Genomic DNA, 24952 nt, shown 5'->3' on the forward strand with positions numbered 1-24952 from the left:
AACCCTAACGCATCGCCCTAGCGCAGCGACGGGACGAGGCGCAATTTTGCCGGCGGTGTGAAAAAAAGATCGCCGAAGATCCACGCCGAAAGTTTGCGCACCCCCAGCCCTACCGTGACACAGACCACCAGGCTCAGGAACGGGTAGGTCAGGATAAGCGCCAGTTCAGCAACCGCAGGCCATTTCCCGGCATTCAACGGCGCCAGTAATCCCAGGCTTGTGGCTTCAATAATGATGCGATGGGTGGTGTAAATAGCCAGTGTATTAGTGCCAACGACGTTAAACAGCGAAGTTTCACTGGCTCCGAAGCGAGACTCGATGGCATAGAACAGGCGCAGAATAGCGACAATGGAAAAAAGGCTGAGCAGCAAGGAAACATTCAGGAACCACAGCGCAACGGCGGCAAGCAGACAGGGAAAGATGACCAGAAGAGACCGACGAATGGGAAAGGTTTTAATCGCTTCCATCAGGGCCGCGCCGTACCAGGCACCCAGGCTGTAATAGATCATATTGCGCAGCACGCTGTTCATTCCCCACCACGGCAGAGGGGCAAAATTAATGGCCACGCTTAACAGCGCCATGACAATAAGGGCCGCCCGTGCCTGACGGTGAACCAGCTTACAAATAATGAAATAGACCACCAGCGCATAGAGGTACCAGAGGCTGGTACTGGCGGTAAGCATGCCGTGCAGGAATTCGGTCAGGCTGTCGGCGTAAGCGGCGTTGGCCGCATTACTGAGATCGCGCTCGGGGGCGAGCCACGCATTAATCTGACTCAGAGCCAGCCATTGCAGGAAGCCCCAGAGTGCCAGCACATAAAAGATTTGCCAGATGCGTTTGTCGAGCGTCTCTTTCCAGGGCACATCAGCGATGTATCGGCGTATAAGAAAGCCTGAGATAAAAAAGAATACCGGCATCCGAAAGGGTGCCAGATAAAGATTGAAGTAGATCCAGCATTTCGACAGCGTCTGTGACCAGGGCGTCGCAAACGTAACAAGGTGCGGGTAAAAGGTGATAACTGAATGGTAAATAACCACCAGACAGATGCATAACCCTTTTATCTGATTAATCCATAAAGCCTTTTTTTTCATCATTGCGTGCCATTTTGTTGCCAGAGTTCAGGCCGGTTATCCTGGTTGCCTGGCAACTCGAAGTAATGGGAAACAGTCTGCATTTCACTTTTTTCAGATTAAGATCAGGGTGAGCTGCAGAAAATCCCGGCTGCGGTTACCCTTCAGGGGGAAGTCGAAAACAATAGCAATTTGATTTCTCGGATTTTTTCCCTCTGTTCAGGCCCTTTGCTTTCGGTTTCACTCATTTACGCTCTGTGCTTTCGCTTATATACTCCTGAGTCTGCTACCTGCAACCAGACGGATTTCATGTACCAACCTGTCACTCTCTTTATCGGACTGCGCTATATGCGTGGGCGTGCAGCCGACCGCTTCGGTCGATTCGTATCCTGGCTGTCTACTATCGGCATTACGCTTGGCGTGATGGCGCTGGTGACCGTGTTGTCGGTCATGAATGGCTTTGAGCGTGAGCTGCAAAACAACATTCTGGGGCTGATGCCGCAGGCCGTTATCTCTGCCAAAACGGGCTCCATCAATCCACATGAGCTTCCCGCCACTGCGCTGAAACTACAGGGCGTCAACCGTGTTGCGCCGCTGAGTACCGGTGATGTCGTGCTGCAAAGCGCGCGCAGTGTCGCGGTGGGCGTGATGCTCGGTATCGATCCGGCGCAAAACGATCCGCTCACGCCATACCTGGTCAATGTGCAGCAATCCGTTCTGGCGGCCGGTCAGTACAACGTCATTATCGGTGAGGGATTGGCCGGGCAGCTTGGCGTGAACCGGGGCGATCAGATCCGCGTGATGGTCCCCTCTGCCAGTCAGTTTACCCCGATGGGGCGTCTGCCGAGCCAGCGCTTGTTTACCGTGGCGGGCACCTTTGCCGCCAGCAGCGAAGTTGATGATTATCAGATGCTGGTCAATATCCAGGATGCCTCACGTCTGCTTCGCTACCCGGCGGGAAACATTACCGGCTGGCGTCTGTGGCTTGATGCGCCGCTGCAGGTTGATGTATTAAGCCAGCAAACATTGCCGCAGGGCACCAAATGGCAGGACTGGCGCGACCGTAAGGGCGAACTCTTCCAGGCCGTGCGCATGGAAAAAAATATGATGGGGCTGTTGTTGAGCCTGATTGTTGCCGTTGCGGCGTTTAATATCATTACCTCGCTTGGTCTGATGGTCATGGAGAAGCAGGGCGAAGTTGCGATTTTGCAAACCCAGGGGCTCACCCCGCGCCAGATCATGGCCGTCTTTATGGTGCAAGGCGCCAGTGCCGGTGTTATCGGTGCACTGCTGGGTGCGGTGCTCGGTGCACTATTGGCCAGCCAGTTGAATAATTTGATGCCGATAATCGGCGCGCTGCTTGATGGCGCGGCGTTACCGGTCGCCATCGACCCGCTCCAGGTCGTGGTAATTGCGCTGGTGGCGATGGCCATCGCGTTGCTTTCTACGCTTTATCCTTCCTGGCGCGCTGCCGCCACTCAACCCGCTGAGGCTTTACGTTATGAATAAAATCCTGTTGCAATGCGACAACCTGTGCAAACGCTATCAGGAAGGCAATGTGCAGACTGATGTGCTGCATGATGTCACGTTCAGCGTAGGGCAGGGTGAGATGCTGGCGATTGTCGGCACGTCCGGTTCGGGTAAAAGTACGCTGCTGCATTTGCTGGGCGGCCTCGACACGCCAACGTCCGGTGATGTTATCTTTGATAACCAGTCAATGCGCAAACTCTCCTCTGCGGCAAAAGCCGATCTGCGCAACCGGGAGCTGGGTTTTATCTATCAGTTTCATCACTTGCTGCCGGACTTCTCAGCGCTGGAAAACGTGGCTATGCCGCTGTTGATAGGCAAACAGAAACCGGCGGAGATTGATGCCCGCGCGCGTGAAATGCTGCGTTCCGTGGGGCTTGAACACCGTGCCAGTCATCGTCCGTCAGAACTTTCCGGGGGGGAGCGCCAGCGTGTGGCGATTGCCCGTGCGCTGGTAAACAATCCGCGTCTGGTGCTGGCGGATGAACCGACGGGTAACCTGGACGCCCGTAACGCAGACAGCATTTTCCAGCTGCTCGGAGAGCTGAACCAGTCGCAGGGCACCGCGTTTCTGGTTGTTACCCACGATCTGCAGCTGGCAAAACGCATGAGTCGCCAGCTTGAGATGCGCGATGGGCGCCTGACCACTGACCTGACCCTGATGGGGGCGGAGTAATGTCATCGCTCTCTTTACGGATTGCTCTGCGCTTTAGCCGGGGGCGCCGCCGTAGCGGCATGGTTTCGCTGATTTCTATTATTTCGACGATTGGCATCGCACTGGGTGTGGCGGTGCTGATAATGGGTCTGAGCGCGATGAATGGCTTTGAGCGGGAGCTGAACAACCGCATCCTGGCCGTGGTGCCTCACGGCGAAATTGAGCCCGTTAACCAGCCCTGGGCCAACTGGAATGAGGCTCTCGCGAATGTCGAAAAAGTGCCAGGCATCGTTGCCGCCGCACCCTACATTAATTTCACGGGGCTGGTGGAGAGCGGCAGTAATCTGCGCGCCATTCAGGTGAAAGGGGTAAACCCTGAGCAGGAGTCGCGCCTTAGCGCTCTACCGCGCTTTATTCAGGCTGATGCCTGGCGCGCATTTAAGGCGGGTGAACAACAGATCATTCTCGGCAAAGGCGTTGCAGATGCGCTGAACGTAAAGCAGGGCGACTGGGTGTCCATCATGATCCCGAATTCCGACACCGATCATAAATTACTGCAACCCAGGCGTGTCAGACTGCACGTTACCGGCGTTCTGCAGTTGAGCGGCCAGCTCGATCATGCGTTTGCGATGGTGCCAATGGCCGATGCGCAGCAATATCTGGATATGGGTAGCAGCGTGACCGGTATCGCCATTAAAGTGAGCGATGTCTTTAATGCCAACCAGCTGGTACGTAATGCCGGTGAAGTCACCAACAGCTACGTTTACATTAAGAGCTGGATTGGCAAGTACGGCTACATGTACCGCGATATCCAGATGATCCGCGCCATCATGTATCTGGCGATGGTGCTGGTGATTGGCGTGGCCTGCTTTAACATCGTCTCCACCCTGGTGATGGCGGTGAAGGATAAAAGCAGTGACATAGCGGTGCTGCGCACGCTGGGCGCGAAAGATGGTCTGATTCGTGCTGTGTTTGTTTGGTATGGGCTGCTGGCAGGGCTGCTGGGTAGCGTGATTGGCGTGGTGATTGGCGTGGTTGCGGCACTGCAGCTGACGCCCATTATTACGCTGATTGAAAAGATGACCGGGCATCAGTTCCTGTCAGGGGATATCTACTTTATTGATTTCCTGCCGTCGGAATTGCATGTGCTGGACGTGGTGTATGTGCTGGTAACGGCACTGCTTCTCAGTCTGGTGGCGAGCTGGTACCCGGCGCGCCGTGCGAGCAATATCGATCCGGCGAGGGTGTTGAGCGGACAGTAAACAGGTTAACAAGGAGAGGCGATGTATTACGGATTTGATATCGGCGGCAGCAAAATCGCGCTGGGGGTGTTTGATGATACCCGACGTTTACAATGGGAAACGCGGGTCGCCACCCCTAAGGATAGCTACGAAACCTTTTTACAGACAATTGCGCAGATGGTTGCGCAGGCGGATGCCCGATGTGGTAGTCAGGGCAGCGTCGGCATTGGTATTCCCGGGATGCCTGAAACTGCCGATGGCACACTCTATGCCGCCAATGTCCCCGCTGCCAGCGGAAAACCACTGCGTCACGATCTGAGCGCGCTGCTCAACCGTGACGTGCGCCTCGACAATGACGCTAACTGCTTTGCGCTTTCTGAAGCCTGGGACGACGAGTTCCGGCAGTATCCGTTGGTGATGGGGCTGATTCTGGGCACCGGCGTGGGCGGGGGGCTGGTGGTTAACGGCAAATCGATCACCGGGCGCAGTTACATCACCGGGGAATTTGGTCATATTCGCCTGCCGGTGGATGCCCTGACGTTAATGGGTTTTGATTTCCCCTTGACGCGCTGCGGCTGCGGTAAGCTCGGCTGCATCGAAAATTACCTTTCCGGGCGAGGTTTCGCCTGGCTTTATCATCATCTGTACGGTGAATCGCTGACCGCCCCGGAAATTATTGTCCGTTGGACGCAACATGACGTGCGCGCAAGAAATCACGTCGACCGCTACGCTGATCTGCTGGCCGTCTGTCTGGGCAATATATTGACCATCGTGGATCCGGATTTAGTGGTCATCGGTGGCGGTTTGTCGAATTTCTCCGCATTGACTACCCTGTTAGCACAACGGCTACCGCAACATCTGCTGCCTGTTGCCCGTGTGCCACGCATTGAATGTGCCCGCCACGGTGATGCGGGTGGGATGCGCGGTGCGGCTTTCCTTCATCTTACTGATTAGTCCTGAGAGGATGTTATGCAGTCTCGTCGGTCACATCGTCTCAGCTGTTTTCGCCGTAATAAACGCCGCCTGCGTGAGCGCTTACGCCAGCGGATCTTTTTTCGAGACAGCGTGGTGCCCCAAGTGATGGATAAACCGAGAGTAGTGGTACTGACCGGGGCTGGCATTTCAGCCGAGTCCGGTATTAGAACATTTCGCGCGGCAGACGGCCTGTGGGAAGAACACCATGTGGAAGATGTGGCTACGCCAGAAGGTTTTGCCCGTAATCCTGCGCTGGTTCAGTCGTTTTACAATGCCCGTCGACGCCAGTTGCAACAACCGGAGATAACACCTAATGCCGCGCATCTGGCGCTGGCAGCACTGGAAGCAGCGCTGGGTGACCGCTTTTTGCTGATCACCCAAAACATTGACAATCTGCATGAGCGTGCGGGTAATAAGCAGATAATTCATATGCATGGCGAACTGCTTAAGGTGCGTTGTTCGCAAAGCGGTCAGGTGCTGGAGTGGACTCAGGACGTTACGCCGGAAGATAAGTGCCACTGCTGCCAGTTCCCCGCGCCGTTGCGCCCTCACGTGGTATGGTTTGGCGAAATGCCGCTCGGTATGGACGACATTTACCATGCCCTCTCTATGGCGGATGTCTTTATTGCTATTGGTACGTCAGGACATGTTTACCCTGCGGCAGGGTTTGTTCATGAGGCAAAACTGCAGGGTGCGCATACCGTCGAGTTAAACCTTGAACCAAGCCAGGTGGGCAGTGAGTTTGAAGAGAAGCACTATGGTCTGGCAAGCGCCGTGGTGCCGGCATTTGTCGATAAGCTCTTAAAAGGTCTTTAGCTGAGCGTAACGAAGCGCCATCAGGCGCTTCGTTTATGCGGGCTTAGCGGCCAGCCTTCAGCTTCTGGTAATACTCTTCATAAATTGCACTCGCATTACCCACATCGTTCTGCCATTCGCCTTTGCTGATGGTCTCAGCATCCGGGTAGAGCGATTTGTCGTTAGCCACCTCGGGACTGAGCAGTTTACGCGCAGCGAGGTTAGGCGTCGGATAACCGATAGTTTCCGCTACCTGTTTTGCCACATCCGGGCGCAGCAGAAAATTAATCAGCTTCAGTGCACCCTCTTTGTTTTTGGCGTTAGCCGGAATGGCCAGACTGTCCATCCAGAAAATCCCCCCTTCCTCGGGCCAGATAACCTCCAGCGGCGTGCCATTCTGCCGTGCAACCCAGGCCGAGCCGTTCCAGACCATGCCAAGGTTTACCTCGCCTTCCATATAGGGGTTAGCCGGATTATCGGAGTTAAAGGCTGCCACATTAGGCATCAGCTTTTTCAACTCGTTATAGGCCGCTTCTATCTCTTTTGGATCGGTCGTGTTACCGGACAGGCCAAGTTTACGCAGCGCCATCTGGAACACTTCACGGGCGTCATCGGTCAGCAGCAGGCTGCTCTTGTATTCCGGTTTCCATAAATCAGCCCAACGGGTCACCGACTTCGGATCCACTTCATCACCGTTGATCCCAATCGCCGTTGCTCCCCAGATATAAGGGATAGAGTAGTCGTTATTGGGATCAAACGGCTTGTTGAGCATCGCCGGATCGAGGTTATGGAAGTTGGTAAGCGTCGTTTTATCGATTTTCTGAATCATGCCTTCTTTGCGCATTTTATCGACAAAGTAGGTGGACGGAACAACAAGATCGTAAGCCCCGTCTTTGTAGGTTTTCAGCTTGGCATACATCGTTTCATTCGATTCGTAGGTCGAATAAATAACCTTGATGCCCGTCTCTTTGGTGAACTGTTCCAGCAGCCCAGGCGGCACATACTCTGTCCAGTTGTAGAAGTAGAGTGTTTTGCTATCGTCCGCATGCGCAGTACTCATTCCTAAAGCCAGAGCGCCCGCCGCGAGCAGGTGGCGTGACCATTTCATCATTTTACGTCCCCTGTGTTTACGCCTGGCGAGCCAGGCTTTTCGTTTTATCACGCGCTATCCACTGGCTGGCAACTACCAGCACCAGTGACAGCACCAACAGAATGGTCGCCAGCGCGTTCACCTCAGGTGAGACGCCGACCTTGACCATCGAATAAATTTTTAACGGCAGAATTTCATACCCCGGCCCTGTCACAAACGACGACACGACCACATCATCCATCGACAGGGTAAAGCTGAGCAGCCAGCCTGCGGCAACAGCGGGCATCGCCAGCGGAAGAATAATTTTGCGCAAAATGGTGATTTCACCGGCACCTAAATCTTTCGCCGCTTCCAGCATTCGGACATCAAAGCCTTTGAGCCGTGAATAGACGGTCACTACCACAAAAGGCAGACAGAAGGTGATGTGCGAGAACAAGAGCGACCAGAAGCCCAGTTGAATGCCTGCCAGCATAAAGAGAACCAGCAGGGAAATTGCCATCACAATGTCCGGCGACATCATCACCACAAACAGCATACCGCTGACAAACGGCTTCCCACGAAAACGATAACGGTATAGCGCCACCGCCGTCAGTGAACCAACAAGGGTTGCAAAGGTTGCGGAGAGGACGGCCATGGTCAGTGAATGCCTGGCTGCCTGGATAAGACTGTCATTGTTCAACAGCAGGCTGTACCAGTCGGTGGTGAAGCCTTGCCAGTTGATACCAAACCGCGAGCGATTAAAGGAGTTCACAATCAGAATGATGATTGGAATATAAAGGTAAGCATAAATAGCGGTCATAAAGCCACCGCGCAGCAGTCGGCCTGTCATTCCAGCTCCACCTTTTTATTCAGTAAACGCGATGCTCGCCAGTAAACCAGCAGCATGCCACCCATGATTACCGTCAGCGTAATGCTGGTGGCAGCACCGAAGGGCCAGTCGCGAATATTAAGAAACTGGCTCTTAATCACATTGCCAATCAGCAGGTTTTTCGCACCACCCATCAGATCCGACACGTAAAACAACCCCATAGCGGGCAGCAAAACCAGCAGGCAGCCGGCAATGATACCTGGCATGGTGAGGGGAATAATAATGCGCAGGAAGGTCTGTAATTTACTCGCACCCAGATCTTTTGCTGCTTCCAGTAGCGGCTTATCCAGCTTTTCAATGCTGGAATAGAGCGGCATGACCATAAAAGGCAGCAGGATATAGACCAGACCAATGATCACGGCAACGGGGGTGAACATCACGCGTATCGGTTCATCAATGACCCCCAGCCAGAGTAAAAAGGTATTGAGATACCCTTTGGTGCTGAGGAAAATTTTTAGTCCGTAAATACGTATCAGTGAATTGGTCCAGAAAGGAACAATCAACAGAAAAAGTAGAAGAGGGCGCACGCGAGCAGGCAGTTTTGCTAAAAACCAGGCAAACGGATAACCCAGCGCCAGGCAGGCGAGGGTTGCCAGCACCGCCATATTCAACGAGTGCAGCAGCACGTCAAAGTAGAGCGGATCCAGCAGGCGCGCGTAGTTGTCCAGTGAGAAAACCATCGCCACAAAGTGTGCATCGTCACGGGTTAAAAAGCTGGTGACAATAATCATCAGGTTGGGCAGAAAGACAAACAGCACAAGCCAACCGACGACAGTGGCAATCACCACATTCTGGAATTTACTTGTGCTCTTCATCAGCCAGTACGACCTCCCAACTTTCAACCCAGGTAATGGCCATTTTCTGATCCAGCGAGTGGTCAAAATCCGGATCATCTTCGTTGAAGAATTCGCTGACCAGTACCACCTTGCCGTTCTCCAGCTCGACCACTGACTCAAGGGTCATGCCTTTGTAATTTCGTTCGCGCACATATCCGATCAGCCCATCGACAGGGGCCGCATCATTTATCTCTTCGACGCGTAAATCTTCCGGGCGCAGCAAAACATGAAGGGATTGATCTTTTTCAACGGCAAAATTGACGTAAATAACACATTCCCGACCTTCGACATTCGCCCTGACGCGCCTGTCATCAAGCCGTTCAATCACGGTGGCGGAAAAATTATTAATCTCGCCGATAAAACTGGCGACAAAGAGGTTTTTAGGCTCTTCATAGATTTCGCGGGGCGTGCCGTCTTGCTCAATTTTGCCGTCACGCATGACCACTATACGGTCAGACATGGTCAACGCCTCTTCCTGATCGTGGGTGACGAAAACAAAGGTGATCCCAAGCTTACGCTGTAGCGCTTTAAGCTCATTCTGCATCTGCTTACGTAACTTGTAATCCAGCGCGGAGAGAGATTCATCAAGCAGCAGCAAACGGGGTTTATTCACCACCGCACGGGCGATGGCCACGCGCTGCTGCTGGCCGCCAGAAAGCTGGTGGGGTTTACGCTGCGCAAAGGTTTCAAGTTGCACCATCTTCAGCGCATCGGTAACGCGCGGCGCAATGTCGGCGGCTGGCGTTTTTTGCATCCGCAGACCAAATGCCACGTTTTCAAACACGGTCATATGAGGGAAGAGAGCATAGCTCTGAAAGACGGTATTAACGTGGCGGTGCTCGGCAGGCACATCGGTGATATCCCGGTCATCAAGACGAATATGGCCGACATCGACACTTTCCAGCCCGGCGATCAGGCGTAAAACCGTGGTTTTACCGCAACCGGAGGGACCCAGCAGCGTAATAAATTCGCCGTTATTAATGGTGAGGTTGAAATCAGAAATGACAGTTTTGCCGTCAAAGCCTTTGCCTATCCCGGCCAGTTGAACCAGCGGGGCGTGCGAACGCGAATGTGTAGTCAATTTTTTACGCTGTCCCATATAAACGCACCGGATGACGCTCCGGATGCGGGGTTTGTGATTAACCACCTTAGGGTCTGACACATTGATAGAGGCCTGGCATTCTACGGCAAACCATTGAAATCGCCAATTGTTGATGCATTTTTGCAGCGCAAAAGCTGAGGTATTCGCTACCCTTACAAAGCAGGACAAAATGAAAATATTCTCGTTAACGGGATAAAAGTGACCTGACGCAATATTTGTCTTTTCGGGCTTACTGATAATGTTGTCACATTAAGTGAGGGTGGCTACATGGAAAAATTATTAGAGCGTTTTTTACAGTACGTCGCGCTGGACACGCAATCGAAGCCCGGTGTCCGCCAGGTTCCCAGTACCGACGGTCAATGGAAGCTCCTGAACTTGCTCCGGCAACAGCTTGAAGAGATGGGACTCGTGAGCGTCACCTTGAGTGAGAAAGGCACGGTCATGGCCAGGCTCCCGTCTAATGTGGATAAGCCGGTTCCGGCGATTGGATTTATTTCCCATGTTGATACTTCCCCTGACTGCAGCGGGAAAAACGTCAATCCACAGATTCTGGAAAACTACCGCGGTGGTGATATCGCGCTCGGCGTGGGCGATGAAATACTCTCGCCGGTGATGTTTCCGGTGCTGCATCAGCTGCTTGGTCAGACGCTGATTACTACCGACGGCAAAACGCTGCTGGGGGCGGACGACAAAGCTGGCGTGGCGGAGATCATGACGGCTCTCGCCGTACTGATTAAGAACAACGTCCCTCATGGCGATATCTGCGTGGCGTTTACCCCTGATGAAGAAGTGGGCAAGGGGGCGAAATTCTTCGATGTGGCGGCCTTTGGCGCACAGTGGGCCTATACCGTCGACGGCGGCGGCGTGGGCGAACTGGAGTTAGAAAACTTCAACGCGGCTTCATTAACCATCAAAATAGTCGGTAACAATGTGCACCCTGGCACCGCCAAAGGCGTAATGGTCAACGCCCTGACGCTGGCAAGCCGCATTCATGCCCTGGTACCAGAGGAGGAGAGCCCGGAGCAAACGGAAGGGTACGAAGGGTTCTATCACCTCACCAGTATTAAGGGCACCGTTGAGCGTGCTGAGATGCACTACATTATTCGCGATTTTGACCGTAAAGCCTTTGAAGGTCGCAAACGTAAGATGATGGAGATTGCAAAAAAAGTCGGCAAAGGACTTCATCCGGACTGCTATATCGAGCTCATTATGGAAGACAGCTATTACAATATGCGCGAGAAGATTGTTGAACATCCGCATATTATCGAGATAGCGCACCAGGCGATGCGGGATTGCGATATTGAACCGCAAATGAAGGCTATCCGCGGCGGCACCGATGGCGCGCAGCTCTCCTTTATGGGATTACCCTGCCCCAATATCTTCACCGGCGGCTATAACTACCACGGCAAGCATGAATTTGTCACCCTGGAAGGCATGGAGAAAGCCGTGCAGGTAATTGTGCGAATTGCAGAGTTAACGGCGAAATAATTGCCAGAAACCCCGGAGGTTGACTCCTCCGGGGTGGGTATATTAATCCTCGAAGAACCAGTAGCCGCAGTTCACCAGAGCGGCGAGCATCGCCAGAAACGAAGGGTCTTCCAGGGCATCGCCCAGGCTTTCGTCGCTGAGGACGATATGATTTGCCAGCGCGTCCAGGGCTGGCTGATGGGGAGAGTTAACACGCTCGCCATTAACAAACACTTCACCCCCAACACGCAACACCCGCAGACCACCCAGACGCACCAGTTTATCTCCCTGGCGGAGCGCATCATAAATTTCATCAGGCTGATAGGGCGGTTCGGGCGGCGTGATATCCAGTTCATGGCGCGACTGGGTGAGGAACTCGCCGATCCATTCGTTGAAATGCTCTGGCTGATTAACCAGATCCAGCATCATCTGGCGCAGGCCGTCCAGCTCCTCTGGTAGGACATCCGCCGGATGTTCACGGGAAGGCATTTGCGGGTCTGAGTAACGCTGGCTGCCGAGTTCGCGTTGCAGGATATAATCAGCGAAACCACTGATAAGCTCCCGGCCGCTTGGTGCACGATAACCTACCGAATAGTTCATCGAATTTTCCAGCGAGTAGCCTTCGTGAGGGAATCCGGGCGGAATATAGAGAATGTCGCCAGGTTCCATCTCTTCGTCGATGATGGCATCAAACGGGTCAACCTGCAGAAGATCCGGGTGAGGGCAGTGCTGCTTCATTGGCGTTTTCTCGCCCACCCGCCAGCGACGGCGTCCGGTACCCTGAATAATAAAGACATCGTACTGGTCAAGATGGGGACCTACGCCACCGCCGGGCACCGAAAAGGAGATCATCAGATCGTCCGTACGCCAGTCAGGCAGCGTGCGGAAGGGGCGCATCAACGCCGCGGTGGGTTCGTGCCAGTGGTTAACCGCCTGCACCAGCAGCGACCAGTTGTTTTCACCCAGATGATCGTAACTTTCGAACGGTCCGTGGCTGACCTGCCATTTGCCATAGAGATGGCTGACCAGGCGGCTGTCGACTTCATCTTCCATAGCCAGCCCGGCCAGTTCGTCAGGGGAAATAGGATCGATAAATTGCGTAAAACCGCGTTTTAACAGTACCGGGCGTTTTTGCCAGTAGCGTTCGATAAACTCCGGCCAGTTAAGATTGACGTTATAGTCCATGTTGGTTCCCCAAACGTTTGTTTGAGTCGCAGTATAACGGATGCATTACAGACTGCGTGCGCGATGTAACCTAATTTTAACTGAATGGCTTAATTATCGCCGTTAAACGGCTGCTGACGGCCAAATACGGCTTCCATCTTCGCCCCGCCGAGCAAGCTTTCCCGCGTAATGATTTGCCCGTCATACTGTTCGACAATTTCACGCGCCACGGTTAACCCTACGCCCTGGCCCGGTCGAAGCGTGTCGGCACGCTGACCCCTGTCAAAGACGGCTTCCCGCATCGCGTGCGGAATACCCGGCCCATCATCTTCAATGAGAATATGCAGCCTGTCATCCGTCTGCCGGACTGAAACTTCGACGAACTCAAGGCAATATTTACAGGCGTTGTCCAGCAGGTTTCCCACCACTTCCATAAAGTCATTTTTCTCACCAACAAAACTGATTTCAGGAGAGATATCGAGGCTGATATCGACCCCCTTGCGTTGGTAGACTTTGTTCAGTGCCGAGGCGAGGCTGTCCAAAAGCGGCGCTACGGGATGCAGTTCCCGACTGAGCAGGCCGCTGCTGCCACGCATGCTGGCGCGATGGAGATAGTAGCCCATCTGCTGAGAAATGCGGCTGATCTGTTCTAGCATGACCGGTTCGGCCTCACTCACGCTCAGCTTCTCGCTGCGTAAAGAACGCAGCGTACTTTGCAACACGGCGAGGGGGGTTTTCAGGCTATGGGTCAGGTCGGTCAGTGTGGTGCGGTATTTGTCATAGCGCTCACGTTCGCTGCGTAACAGGCGATTGAGATTGCGCACCAGACTGGTCAGTTCGCGGGTAGTGGCCGGATTAAGGTTCTCGCGGTGATGTTCTTCCAGCTCACGAACCTCTTTTGCCAGCGCTTCGATAGGGCGCAGACTCCAGCGTGCTGCCAGCCACAGCAGGGGGATAACCAGTAACAGATTGGCGGCCAGTACATACACAAACCAGCTCCATACCATCCACGAGCGCTTAAGTTCAATAGGGATGGTGTCGATGACCACAATAGTAAGCTGCGGCATTTGCGCTGTCGCAGGATAGAGGTTAACGGCCACCGAGTGTGTCATCTCGGAGTTGTCGTCATCCTCGCGGATGGCATTGAACTGCTCTTTTACGGATTCATCGTTATGCACCAGTGTGCTTGAATCGTCGACATCTGCTTCTATCTCCTGAAAACCATCAGCTTTCAGCCAGGAGGGATCGACACGCTTGACCAGCCAGGGAACGTCACGCTGAGCCCAGAGCAGGTTGCCCTGTTTGTCATATATCAGCGCGATGGTGGGGCTTTGCAGATTAAGGTTTTCTGGCAGGTCCACGCTTAAGCGGTTGTTCTCCCACTTTGCCAGGGTATAGAACAGATTGCTTTCACCACGCAGCAGCCGGAAGGTGGTTTTGTCAAAACTGACGCTGTAGCCCACCAGTGCCACCATACCGTAGGCCAGTGATAACACCAGCACCACGGCGGCGGTGGCCAGCAGAAAACGAACGCGCAGTGAAAGGGGAAAAAAATGGCGCAGCAGCCGCTTCATTTTTCTCATTTTGGCAATTCGAAGAGATAGCCCTGACCACGCACCGTGGTTATCACGTCGCCTGGGTACTGCGCCTGAATTTTTTTGCGCAGGCGGCCCATCAGAACATCAATGGTGTGGCTTTCACGTAACTCGGCATCCGGGTACAGCTGGAGCATCAGCGAATCTTTACTGACCACTTTGCCGTTATTACGGATAAGCGTCTCCATGATGGTGTATTCAAAGGCCGTCAGTTTGACCGCTTCGTCGTTAATCGTCATTTCACGACGGGAGAGATCAACCTGGAAAGGGGGCATGGAGATAACCTGCGATGCCAGTCCACTGTTTCGACGCATCAGCGCCTGCATCCTGGCTACCACTTCTTCAATATGAAAAGGTTTGGTGACATAGTCGTCAGCACCGGCACTGAGCACTTCCACTTTATCCTGCCAGCCTTCACGGGCGGTCAGGACCAGTACCGGCAGGGACACATCATGCGAACGCCAGCGGCGAATCAGCGAAAGGCCATCTTCATCCGGCAGACCAAGATCCACCAGAGCAATATCGGGCAGATGTTCATTAAGAAAATAATCGGCTTCTTTAGCATCCTCTGCGGCATCCACCTGATGACCTGAATCCTGAAGCTGAACTTTTAAATGGTGACGTAAAAGAGCATTGTCCTCCACAACGAGTACGCGCATCGTATGCCTTCTCCTGACTTTTTTAATACATTGAGTGTAACGCTGATTGTCTTCGGTCAGGGATAAACATTTATTAAACCGCGGGAAGGAAGCCCTCTTTTCGGCACAAAAGAGGGCAGATGCTGAAGGGATTATTTCAGTTCATCAACCATTGTCACCGCGCGGCCCAGATAATTGGCCGGGGTCATTGCTTTCAGACGCACTTTTTCATCTTCCGGCAGGGCCAGGCTATCGATAAAGTCTTTCATACCCTGTGCATCAACACGCTTGCCGCGGGTCAGCTCTTTAAGCTTTTCATAGGGCTTTTCGATGCCATAACGACGCATGACGGTCTGAATAGGTTCAGCCAGCACTTCCCAGTTATGATCCAGCTCGTCCAGCAGGCGTTCGCGGTTCACCTCCAGTTTGCTCACCCCTTTGAGGGTTGACTGGTAGGCAATCAGCGCATAGCCCACGCCGACGCCCAGGTTGCGCAGCACGGTAGAGTCGGTCAAATCACGCTGCCAGCGGGATACCGGCAGTTTGCTCGCCAGGTGTTGCAACACGGCATTGGAGAGTCCCAGGTTACCCTCTGAGTTTTCAAAATCAATGGGGTTAACTTTATGCGGCATGGTGGAGGAGCCGATTTCGCCCGCAATGGTTTTCTGCTTGAAGTGGTTAAGCGCCACGTAGCCCCAGATATCGCGATCGAAATCGATGAGGATGGTGTTAAAGCGCGCCATGCAGTCAAAGAGCTCGGCGATATAATCATGCGGTTCAATCTGCGTGGTATAGGGGTTCCACTGGATGCCCAGCGACGTCACGAACGTTTCGCTGAACGCATGCCAGTCGACTTCCGGGTAGGCAGCGATGTGGGCATTGTAGTTACCAACCGCACCGTTGATTTTGCCGAGAATTTCAACCTGGTTCAGCTGACGGAACTGGCGCTCCATACGGTAAGCGACGTTGGCCATCTCTTTACCCATAGTCGATGGCGTGGCCGGCTGACCATGAGTGCGTGAAAGCAGAGGAATGTCACGATACTGGACAGCAAGATCTTTCACCGCATCAATCAGTTGGCGCCAGTAAGGCAGAATCACTTCATCACGGGCTGTTTTCAGCATCAGCGCATGAGAAAGGTTATTGATGTCTTCCGAAGTACAGGCGAAATGGATAAATTCGGACACCGCGTGCAGCTCAGGCACATCAGCGACTTTTTCTTTCAGAAAATACTCCACCGCTTTTACGTCATGGTTGGTGGTGCGCTCGATCGTTTTAATACGCGCAGCGTCTTCTTCGTTGAAATCGGTAACAATTTTATCAAGGAAACCGTTTGCGTGATCGGCAAAAGCTGGAACTTCCTTTACAGCTGTGTGCGAGGCCAGTTTCTGTAACCAGCGTACTTCGACTTGTACACGAAATTTCAGCAAACCAAATTCGCTGAAAATGCCGCGCAGCGCGCTGACTTTATCGCCGTAGCGTCCATCGACAGGGGAAACGGCGGTCAGTGAGGATAATTCCATAGTTCAGAACTCCGGGAGGTTAACAATGAGCAAGAATTTGTTTAGCCTGAGTCGTCAGGCGATTACGGGAAAACATAAGTTGCAGGCGACCACCGCCTACCTGGTGCCACAACACGGCAGCACGAATGCCGGCGAGCAGTGAGGCACGCACTTTAGCCTGCACCTGCGAGCTTTGCAGTACCGCAGGGGAGCCGGTAACCTGAATACGCGGCCCCAGGGGGCTAATCACATCCACATAGATAGCGGCCATTGCGCTCAGCAGTGTTTCGGACTGCAGGTCAAAGTGTTCAAGCTGGCGTTGCAGACCCGAGATGCGATCTCCCAGCGTATCCATCGCCCCTTTTTGGGCGGCGAGTTTGCGCTCCAGTACCATCAGGCTGAGCGTGTAGCGGGTCAGTTCGGCATTCAGACCCTGGCGGCTACTGGCATTCAGTACGCCAAGCAGCGTCTCCAGCCCAGGGCGCAGGTTAGCTTCACTGCCGCCGAAGACGCTGAGTGTCGAGTCGGGGTTTAAATCAATCACACTGTTCAGTGAGACATGGAGCGCATCGGCATCACAGTGTCCCTGATGCGCCAGTTGCTGAACCAGACGGGCCGACTGGCAGATACCGGCCAGCGCCAGGGTGATATCATAGTAGTTCTTCGCCACACTCGCTCCTTGATTTGCTTTCTGCTTGTCGGTTAAACCGGCAAGGGTAAACGCTGTTCGATGATGCCGCCACCGAGGCAGATTTCACCGCTGTAGAAGACAGCGGACTGTCCTGGGGTAACGGCAGCCACAGGCTCATCAAAACGGACTTCAATACGATCTGCATCCAGAGCGGTCACGGTACAGGGAATGTCCGTCTGACGATAGCGGGTTTTCACCGTGCAACGCAGCGTGCCAACCACTGGCGCGCGGTCAACCCAGTGCAACTGCTGTGCAATCAGCCCGACAGACATCAGTCGCGGGTGCTCATGCCCCTGGGCAACAATCAAAATGTTATTTTCAACGTCTTTATCAACGACGTACCACGGATCTTCAGAACCCTCTTTGGTGCCACCAATACCCAGCCCTTTACGCTGGCCGAGAGTGTGGTACATCAGGCCCTGATGCTGACCAATCTCTTCACCGTCCACGGTAAGGATTTTCCCCGGCTGAGCCGGCAGGTAGCGGCCTAAAAATTCGCGGAATTTACGCTCGCCAATAAAACAGATACCGGTCGAGTCTTTTTTCTTCGCGGTGATGAGATCAAGTTCTTCAGCAATTTTACGCACCTGCGGCTTTTCCAGTTCACCTACCGGGAAAAGGCTCTGGGCGATTTGCTCCGAACTTAACGTGTAAAGGAAGTAGCTCTGGTCTTTGTTGCCATCCAGCCCGCGCAGTAACTGGCTTTTGCCATCGACATCCGCGCGACGCACGTAGTGACCGGTCGCGATGTAGTCAGCGCCCAGATCTTCAGCAGCAAATTCGAGGAAGGCTTTAAATTTGATCTCTTTGTTGCACAGAATGTCCGGGTTGGGCGTGCGTCCGGCTTTGTACTCTTCCAGGAACAGTTCAAACACGTTGTCCCAGTATTCTGCGGCAAAGTTAACGGTGTGCAGGGTGATGCCGAGCTTATCGCAGACGGCCTGCGCGTCAGCAAGATCAGCCGCAGCGGTGCAGTATTCCTCGCCATCGTCTTCTTCCCAGTTCTTCATGAACAGGCCTTCGACCTGATAACCCTGTTGCAGTAACAGCCAGGCAGAAACGGAAGAATCGACACCGCCGGACATGCCAACGATCACTTTTTTTGGGCTAGCAGACATAGAATACTCACGACATTGAACTTCAAGGCGGCGTATTCTATCACGCACTCGCCGCGCAGGCACCCCCCGTGCGATACCCTGTTAAAAAGCGGGAGCCTGCCTTGCAGACTCCCGCCCGTCCACCTTACGCCGCGCTTTCTTCGAGGCTGAATTGCTCCACGCTCTGGGCAAGCTGCTGCGCCTGCTCTTCAAGAGAGCTTGCTGCCGCCGCCATCTCCTGCACCAGCGAGGCGTTCTGCTGGGTCACCCCATCCATCTCGTTTACCGCGATGGTCACCTGACCGATGCCTTTTGCCTGCTCATCGGAGGCACTGACGATTTCATTAATGATAGTCTGTACCGAGTTGACGGCCTGGGTCATCTCCTGCATGGTTTTCCCGGCATCATTCACCAACTGGACACCGCTTTCAACGCGCTGACTGGACTCTTCGATCAGTGCGGCAATCTCTTTAACCGCATTGGCGCTGCGCTGAGCCAGGTTACGCACTTCTGATGCCACCACGGCGAACCCGCGACCCTGTTCCCCTGCGCGCGCCGCTTCTACCGCCGCGTTAAGGGCCAGGATGTTGGTCTGGAAGGCGATGCTGTTGATCATGGTGGTAATGTCGCTGATCTTCTTCGAGCTGTCATCAATCTGCGACATGGTTTTCACCACCTGACTGACCAACGCTTCACCGCGGCTGGCGATTTGCGTGGCGTTAGCGGTAAGCTCGGTAGCATGGTGCGCGTTGCTGGCGTTGTGTTTCACGGTCGCACTGAACTGCTCCATGCTGGCAGCGGTCTGTTCGAGAGCTGCTGCCTGCTGTTCGGTACGCGAAGAGAGGTTAATGTTGCCACTGACAATCTCTCCCGCGCCCTGACGTACCGAGTCGCTGGCGTCTTTAATCTGGCTGACAATGTGTCGCAGTTGCTCCTGCATGGTATGCAGAGCATAGAACAGGCTCTTGCGGTCACCGGCTTTCACGTCAATAACGTTATCGAGTTTTCCGTCTGCAACGGCCAGGGCGATGGTCGCAGCTTCCAGCGGTTCCCCGCCAATAGGTTTGAGCACTTTACGGCTAAAGACGATCCCCAGTAAGGCGCTCACCAACAGAATACTCACCACCATCAGTATGATGGCATTCATCAACTGGCGATTTGCTGCCGCCATGACCTGGCTTACCGGTGCGACAATACCGAGATACCACTTATCCGGGCTGTTACCGATGGTGACCGGTTGCCAGGTGACCAGCGCGTCTTCCCCCAGTACGGCGTCCGGTTGTTCCATTACGCTGGTACTGTAATTGTGGGTTTCGCCCGGGTACGCCTTGCTGGTCAAGTTTTTATCCGGGTAAGAGATAACCTTGCCCGCAGAGGAGATGAGCATCGCGTAGCCAACGCCTTCCCAGGGTTTAATCTGGTTCACCTTCGCCTGCAGGGAGGCGAGAGAAATATCGGAGGTCACAACGGCATGCAATTTTCCATCGCTAATAATAGGGGCCGCGACAGAGGTCAGCAGGGTAGGGACACCATTGTAGGCGTAGGTATAGGGTTCAATCAGCGTATCTTTCTGCGACTTTTGCGGCACCAGATAGTAATCTCCCTGACCTGGCGTAAGGAAGGAGAGCAGCGGATGAAGCTTGAAGTTACCGGACTGATCTTTATCAACAAAGAATGCATAGCGACCCTGCGGTGCCTGGTCAGGTTTGCCGACAAAGTCTGCGTCACGCCCGTCAAAGGCGTTTTCTTCGAAGGTCACAGAGACTGACAGATAATCGGGGTTATCCCGAACAGCATACTCCAGTAGTTTATCGGCCACGCGTCGATCGGTCACTCCCGCATTGGGTAATGCCACAAGACTGTGTCCAAGGTTATGTGCTACGTCACGGGCATAGTTTAGCTCTTGCTGAACCTTAAGTGCTTCCGTCTGGGCGATCTGCTGCAGGTAGTTTTCAGCCAGCGCTTTTTGTTCATTGCTGGACTGCCAGCTCAAAACACCAATGGTCACCACAAACCCGAGCGTGATAGTTAATGCACCCGTTAACAGCATTTGCGCACGGGTACTCATTTTTTTTTGAACGAATTGTCTGGCCATGCCGGCTCCTGTGGATTCAACCTAAAACGTCATTCGTCCCTGTGATTATTCCCTCCTTTCAGTGACGTTATCGGCGTATAGATTTTGAACTTTAATGTGTGTACCAGACGGGCAATGGGTGAAAAACAGGCAATTCTGCGTACCGGTAGAGGATAAGCGGCCTTAACCGGAAGGAGTCCAGATTTCCTGCTCACTTAAGCACGATAAACTGGTTTGTTAAGCTTAAGTTAAATCTTTTTAACTCAAGCTTAATATGTGAGGAATGTCGCTACGAATGATGAAAAGGAGGAATCAGATCACCGCCTGAGGCTGGCGGCGTCACATCTAAAAGGGCCAGTTGAATTCGCCGATGACGGACAGGGGGTAATGTTCCCCGCGTTGCCAACTGCGGATGCTCTCCGCAACCAGCGGTGAACGCAGATTCGACGCCGTCAGGATTGCCTCAGCGCTGACCCACAGGCAGCGGTCGATATCGCTATCGTGCGGTTCGGTAGCGCAGATCTCATCAAGCTCAATGCAGAACAAAAAACGCAGGAAGGGAGTTTTATCAGGGGCTATCCACTGATGCATCCGGATAAAGGTCTGGGGCTGGGCACGAATACCGGTCTCTTCCCACAACTCTCGTTGTGCCGCCTCAACCAGGGTTTCGTTGGCTTCAAGATGACCCGCAGGCTGATTCCAGAGCGCTTTCCCTCCAATGGTCTCTTCCACGACCAAAAACTTACCTTGCGCATGCACAATGCAGGCGACGGTGACATGGGGTTTAAACATGGTTGCTTGTCCTTAAATCAGAGAAGGTCACGCCATTCACCGCTGGCTAACGTTCCCAGGGTGTATTCACCCATAGCGTAGCGGATAAGACGCAGGGTCGGAAAGCCAACGTGGGCAGTCATACGCCTTACCTGGCGATTACGCCCTTCATACAGGGTGATTTTCAACCAGCTGGTGGGTATGGTCTTGCGTTCGCGAACCGGGGGAGTGCGCGCCCAGAGCCACTCTGGTTCAGGCACCCGCTCAACCCCGGCGGGTAGCGTCGGGCCATCATTAAGAACGACACCCTGACGAAGCGCCTGCAGGGCATCCTCACCGGGTTCACCCTCGACCTGCACGTAATAGATTTTACCGGTGCGTTTTCCGGGTTGCGTGAGCATTGCCTGCAATGCTCCGTCGTTGGTAAGCACCAGCAACCCCTCGCTGTCACGATCCAGACGCCCCGCTGCGTATACATTCTGTACAGTTATATAATCTTTCAGGGTGCGCCGACCCGCTTCATCGGTAAACTGGGGCAAGACATCATAGGGTTTATTAAACAAAATCACCCGTTTCGGCCCGCTTTTAGGGCGAGGCTTAGTCGCTTGTCGTGAGCTGAATCGCTTAAGGTGGTGATTTCTATCAGAAGTTTTCTTCATGGTATTTTCAGTAGTTATCATTTGCCGCATTATAACTGAATGATGATGGTCTTTCATGGCACCCAACTATCGGGTAGTATTGACGGGCTAATTACAATTCATTAACAAAAATCAGTAACAACCAGAAGCGCTCGAAGGAGAGGTGAATGGAAAGCAAAGTAGTTGTTCCGGCGGAAGGTAAAAAGATCACCCTGCAAAACGGCAAGCTGAACGTTCCGAATAACCCGATTATCCCGTTCATTGAAGGCGACGGAATCGGTATCGACGTGACCCCTGCGATGCTGAAAGTGGTTGATGCCGCTGTGGAGAAAGCCTATAAAGGCGAGCGTAAAATTTCCTGGATGGAAATTTACACCGGTGAGAAATCTACCCAGGTTTACGGCCAGGATGTCTGGCTGCCAGCTGAAACCCTCGATCTTATCCGTGAATACCGTGTTGCTATTAAAGGCCCACTGACGACGCCCGTTGGCGGCGGTATTCGTTCACTGAACGTGGCGCTGCGCCAGGAGCTGGACCTTTACGTCTGCCTGCGTCCGGTTCGTTATTACCAGGGCACGCCTAGCCCGGTAAAACACCCGGAACTGACCGATATGGTTATTTTCCGCGAAAACTCCGAAGACATTTATGCCGGTATCGAGTGGAAAGCGGACTCTGCTGAAGCAGAAAAAGTCATCAAATTCCTGCGCGAAGAGATGGGCGTGAAGAAGATTCGCTTCCCGGAACATTGCGGTATCGGTATCAAACCGTGCTCCGAAGAAGGGACCAAACGTCTGGTGCGTGCAGCGATTGAGTATGCCATCACCAACGACCGTGACTCCCTTACGCTTGTCCATAAAGGCAACATCATGAAGTTCACCGAAGGCGCGTTCAAAGACTGGGGTTACCAGTTAATTCGCGAAGAATTCGGCGGTGAACTGATCGACGGCGGCCCGTGGCAGAAGATCAAAAACCCGAACACCGGCAAAGAGATCATCATTAAGGATGTGATTGCTGATGCATTCCTCCAGCAGATCCTGCTGCGTCCGGCTGAGTATGACGTTATCGCCTGTATGAACCTGAACGGTGACTACATCTCCGACGCCCTGGCAGCCCAGGTTGGCGGTATTGGTATTGCCCCAGGTGCTAACATCGGTGATGAATGTGCCCTGTTCGAAGCCACCCACGGCACCGCACCGAAATACGCGGGTCAGGATAAAGTGAACCCAGGTTCTGTTATCCTCTCCGCTGAGATGATGCTGCGTCATTTGCAGTGGTTCGAAGCGGCTGACCTGATCGTGAAAGGCGTTGAAGGCGCAATCGCGGCTAAAACCGTGACCTACGATTTCGAACGTCTGATGGAAGGCGCTAAACTGCTGAAATGTTCAGAGTTTGGTGACGCGATCATCGCAAACATGTAATCCAGTTTTCCTGGTTTGCAACAACGGGAGCCTGCGGGTTCCCGTTTTTTTACCTTTCTGATAAACGATACTGAGACGCATCTCCAGGTTCGCAACGACGTGGCGTTTTACCCTGCTGACAGGTTTGCGCATATCTGAGGTAGCGATGAACTGGATTTTTTATCTTGGCCGCTGGTATCAAATCAGCCCTGTCATGCTAAGCGGTGACTACAAGCTCTCCATTCCGGGGGAAAGAGGCTATATAGTCTTAACCCGCCAGAAACTTGAGCGAGCCAGTCGCGCTTACTTTGGCCTGAAACCGCCTGAACATCTGCTTATTAGCCGTTAATACCGGTGCTGAAAAGTAAAATCCCGCTGAATCAGAAGATTGCAGCGGGAGGGAAGTGCTATTCCTGGTTAAAAAAGTAACATTAATAGTCGTTATCAATATCCTGAATCGAAGAACGGGAAACGAGAAACGCAACAGCGTTCACGGCAAAAATGCCAGCTACAGTCAGTGTAATCATAGACTTATCCCCGCTAGTAGGGCGTGTTATCACGCCTGTCTTGATTATCGACCTCGCCGCAATAAACTCCATAGCGCTTTACCGACTTGCCTTAAAAATAGTTAAAAATGCTCGCAACCTCTCAAAATGTAAATTTCCTGGAAGGTTCTTATTTGTATAAGTGCGCGAAACCTTAAGCAAAAAATAATGTCTATCTTTCAGAATGGCATTTACGGAGTAATCCGCAGGCTAAACTTCAGAACCTGGATAATGCTTATGTCACAGACTCTGGCTACATTTACCTGAGAGCTCTCAAATTTTAGCGTTTTCATACTGTAACGTTGATGATGGCAGGATAAATGATGAGTAAAATACCTAAAAAAATTCATCAGATTTACACCAAAGGGGCACAGGCGCTACCTGAAGAAATTCATGCATCCATTGCGGAGTTAAAAAAAAGAAACCCCGACTGGGAATATCATTTCTACGATAATGATTGCATTATTGATTATATTGCAAAGAATTATGATCACGAGATTCTTACTCTTTATTGCCAGATTAATCCTCGATATGGTGCCGCCCGTGCGGATTTTTTTCGTTATCTCGTGATGTATAAAGAAGGCGGCGTTTATCTTGATATCAAAAGCTCCTGCCAGCTTCCGCTAAATGAGATTATCTCACCTGAGTGTGAAATCATGGTGTGTAACTGGGATAACCGGCCCGGCGGGAGTGACAATGAGATGGGCAAACATGAAGCACTCAGCTTTCTGAAAAACGGTGAGTATCAGCAGTGGAACATTATCGCCGCACCGCATTCGCCCTATCTTAAAGCCGTGATTGACGAGGTTGTCTCGCGTTTAAAGAATTACAAGCCCTGGCGTTATGGCGTAGGGATGCAGGGCGTGCTCCACACCACGGGACCGGTGCCGTTTTCGCTGGGTATTGAGAAAGTCGATAAGTGCTGTGGTTTTCACCATCAGGAAAATCATCGTAATGTCGGATTAATATACAGAAATGTGAATTCCAGAGTAATGAAATTGATAAGCCGCGACCATTACAGCAGATTACGCGACTCACTTATGCTCCTGGAAGGCGCAGATAAAATTTATTATAAATTATGGCTCTATTTTGTCTTTCCCTTCTGGCGTTTGCGAAAAAACACGGTTAACGAAACCAGGAAAGTGGTGAAAAGGATGAAAGCCTGGACAGCTTAGGAAAGGGGAAATAAAGACGGGCAGTTTCGACACCAAAAC

The 24952-nt window shown here is 52.9% G+C and carries 23 protein-coding genes; 9 read left to right on the plus strand and 14 right to left on the minus strand.

The features are described from left to right. Positions 1-17 precede the first annotated feature (17 nt). On the minus strand, positions 18-1091 hold the full coding sequence (locus M1D91_RS09225) for an acyltransferase family protein (RefSeq protein ID WP_437430549.1): 1074 nt from the start codon (positions 1089-1091) through the stop codon (positions 18-20). Positions 1092-1379: 288 nt separating this feature from the next. On the opposite strand from M1D91_RS09225, the gene lolC reads away from it, so the two are divergent. The 5 genes from lolC to cobB are packed head-to-tail and all read left to right on the plus strand — an operon-like array spanning position 1380 to position 6284. Further along, positions 1380-2579, plus strand: coding sequence for a lipoprotein-releasing ABC transporter permease subunit LolC (gene lolC, locus M1D91_RS09230; RefSeq protein WP_437430305.1), 1200 nt, complete (start codon positions 1380-1382; stop codon positions 2577-2579). Further along, complete coding sequence (lolD, locus tag M1D91_RS09235) at positions 2572-3273, plus strand: lipoprotein-releasing ABC transporter ATP-binding protein LolD (protein WP_437430306.1); 702 nt, start codon at positions 2572-2574, stop codon at positions 3271-3273. The genes lolC and lolD overlap by 8 nt, the downstream gene beginning before the upstream one ends. Then, a complete protein-coding gene (lolE, locus tag M1D91_RS09240; protein WP_437430307.1) occupies positions 3273-4514 on the plus strand; it encodes a lipoprotein-releasing ABC transporter permease subunit LolE in 1242 nt (413 codons plus the stop codon). Before lolD ends, lolE begins: the two co-directional genes overlap by 1 nt. Before the next feature lie 21 nt (positions 4515-4535). Beyond that, the gene (nagK, locus tag M1D91_RS09245; RefSeq protein ID WP_437430308.1) at positions 4536-5447 is read left to right on the plus strand and encodes an N-acetylglucosamine kinase; all 912 of its coding nucleotides are present in this window, start codon (positions 4536-4538) and stop codon (positions 5445-5447) included. A 15-nt stretch (positions 5448-5462) separates the two neighbouring features. Continuing rightward, positions 5463-6284 carry a Sir2 family NAD+-dependent deacetylase gene (gene cobB, locus M1D91_RS09250; protein WP_437430309.1) on the plus strand — a complete coding sequence of 274 codons (822 nt, stop codon included), beginning with the start codon at positions 5463-5465 and terminating at the stop codon, positions 6282-6284. Between the two features lie 43 nt (positions 6285-6327). Here the strand turns inward: cobB and potD are convergent, their stop codons facing one another. The 4 genes from potD to potA are packed head-to-tail and all read right to left on the minus strand — an operon-like array spanning position 6328 to position 10156. Continuing rightward, complete coding sequence (gene potD / locus M1D91_RS09255) at positions 6328-7374, minus strand: spermidine/putrescine ABC transporter substrate-binding protein PotD (RefSeq protein WP_437430310.1); 1047 nt, start codon at positions 7372-7374, stop codon at positions 6328-6330. Positions 7375-7390: 16 nt separating this feature from the next. Next, a complete protein-coding gene (gene potC, locus M1D91_RS09260) occupies positions 7391-8182 on the minus strand; it encodes a spermidine/putrescine ABC transporter permease PotC (RefSeq protein WP_437430311.1) in 792 nt (263 codons plus the stop codon). Next, positions 8179-9036, minus strand: coding sequence for a spermidine/putrescine ABC transporter permease PotB (gene potB, locus M1D91_RS09265; RefSeq protein WP_437430312.1), 858 nt, complete (start codon positions 9034-9036; stop codon positions 8179-8181). Before potB ends, potC begins: the two co-directional genes overlap by 4 nt. Then, positions 9020-10156, minus strand: a complete 1137-nt coding sequence (gene potA, locus M1D91_RS09270) for a spermidine/putrescine ABC transporter ATP-binding protein PotA (protein WP_437430313.1) — start codon at positions 10154-10156, stop codon at positions 9020-9022. Before potA ends, potB begins: the two co-directional genes overlap by 17 nt. A 270-nt stretch (positions 10157-10426) precedes the next feature. Here potA and pepT point away from each other — a divergent pair, with 270 nt between their 5' ends. Then, positions 10427-11647 carry a peptidase T gene (gene pepT / locus M1D91_RS09275; RefSeq protein WP_437430314.1) on the plus strand — a complete coding sequence of 407 codons (1221 nt, stop codon included), beginning with the start codon at positions 10427-10429 and terminating at the stop codon, positions 11645-11647. A gap of 42 nt (positions 11648-11689) precedes the next feature. Here pepT and M1D91_RS09280 read toward each other — a convergent pair whose 3' ends face one another. From M1D91_RS09280 to rluE, 9 genes are all read right to left on the minus strand, one after another. Beyond that, positions 11690-12811: a ribosomal protein uL16 3-hydroxylase gene (locus tag M1D91_RS09280; protein ID WP_437430315.1), complete on the minus strand. Its 1122-nt coding sequence runs from the start codon at positions 12809-12811 to the stop codon at positions 11690-11692. An 89-nt stretch (positions 12812-12900) separates the two neighbouring features. Beyond that, entirely contained in the window at positions 12901-14364 is a 1464-nt protein-coding gene (gene phoQ / locus M1D91_RS09285) for a two-component system sensor histidine kinase PhoQ (protein ID WP_437430316.1), read from the minus strand. A 5-nt stretch (positions 14365-14369) separates the two neighbouring features. Beyond that, the gene (phoP, locus tag M1D91_RS09290) at positions 14370-15044 is read right to left on the minus strand and encodes a two-component system response regulator PhoP (RefSeq protein ID WP_437430317.1); all 675 of its coding nucleotides are present in this window, start codon (positions 15042-15044) and stop codon (positions 14370-14372) included. A gap of 131 nt (positions 15045-15175) precedes the next feature. Continuing rightward, complete coding sequence (purB, locus tag M1D91_RS09295; protein WP_437430318.1) at positions 15176-16546, minus strand: adenylosuccinate lyase; 1371 nt, start codon at positions 16544-16546, stop codon at positions 15176-15178. Positions 16547-16565: 19 nt separating this feature from the next. Continuing rightward, positions 16566-17195 (minus strand): high frequency lysogenization protein HflD, encoded by a 630-nt coding sequence (gene hflD / locus M1D91_RS09300; protein WP_437430319.1) that lies wholly within the window; start codon positions 17193-17195, stop codon positions 16566-16568. Positions 17196-17227: 32 nt separating this feature from the next. After that, positions 17228-18334: a tRNA 2-thiouridine(34) synthase MnmA gene (gene mnmA / locus M1D91_RS09305; RefSeq protein WP_457976204.1), complete on the minus strand. Its 1107-nt coding sequence runs from the start codon at positions 18332-18334 to the stop codon at positions 17228-17230. Between the two features lie 124 nt (positions 18335-18458). After that, entirely contained in the window at positions 18459-20408 is a 1950-nt protein-coding gene (locus M1D91_RS09310; protein ID WP_437430320.1) for a methyl-accepting chemotaxis protein, read from the minus strand. A gap of 324 nt (positions 20409-20732) precedes the next feature. Beyond that, positions 20733-21179, minus strand: a complete 447-nt coding sequence (locus M1D91_RS09315; RefSeq protein ID WP_437430321.1) for an NUDIX hydrolase — start codon at positions 21177-21179, stop codon at positions 20733-20735. A 17-nt stretch (positions 21180-21196) separates the two neighbouring features. Continuing rightward, the gene (rluE, locus tag M1D91_RS09320; protein ID WP_437430322.1) at positions 21197-21847 is read right to left on the minus strand and encodes a 23S rRNA pseudouridine(2457) synthase RluE; all 651 of its coding nucleotides are present in this window, start codon (positions 21845-21847) and stop codon (positions 21197-21199) included. Between the two features lie 116 nt (positions 21848-21963). Between rluE and icd the strand changes: the two genes are divergently transcribed. The 3 genes from icd (at position 21964) to M1D91_RS09335 (ending at position 24913) form a co-directional block, all read left to right on the plus strand. Further along, positions 21964-23214, plus strand: a complete 1251-nt coding sequence (gene icd / locus M1D91_RS09325; RefSeq protein WP_437430323.1) for an NADP-dependent isocitrate dehydrogenase — start codon at positions 21964-21966, stop codon at positions 23212-23214. A 145-nt stretch (positions 23215-23359) separates the two neighbouring features. After that, on the plus strand, positions 23360-23542 hold the full coding sequence (locus M1D91_RS09330; protein WP_437430324.1) for a hypothetical protein: 183 nt from the start codon (positions 23360-23362) through the stop codon (positions 23540-23542). 516 nt (positions 23543-24058) lie between these two features. Continuing rightward, positions 24059-24913 (plus strand): glycosyltransferase family 32 protein, encoded by an 855-nt coding sequence (locus M1D91_RS09335; RefSeq protein WP_437430325.1) that lies wholly within the window; start codon positions 24059-24061, stop codon positions 24911-24913. Positions 24914-24952 lie beyond the last annotated feature (39 nt).

It is taken from the genome of Enterobacter sp. SA197 (assembly GCF_054131575.1).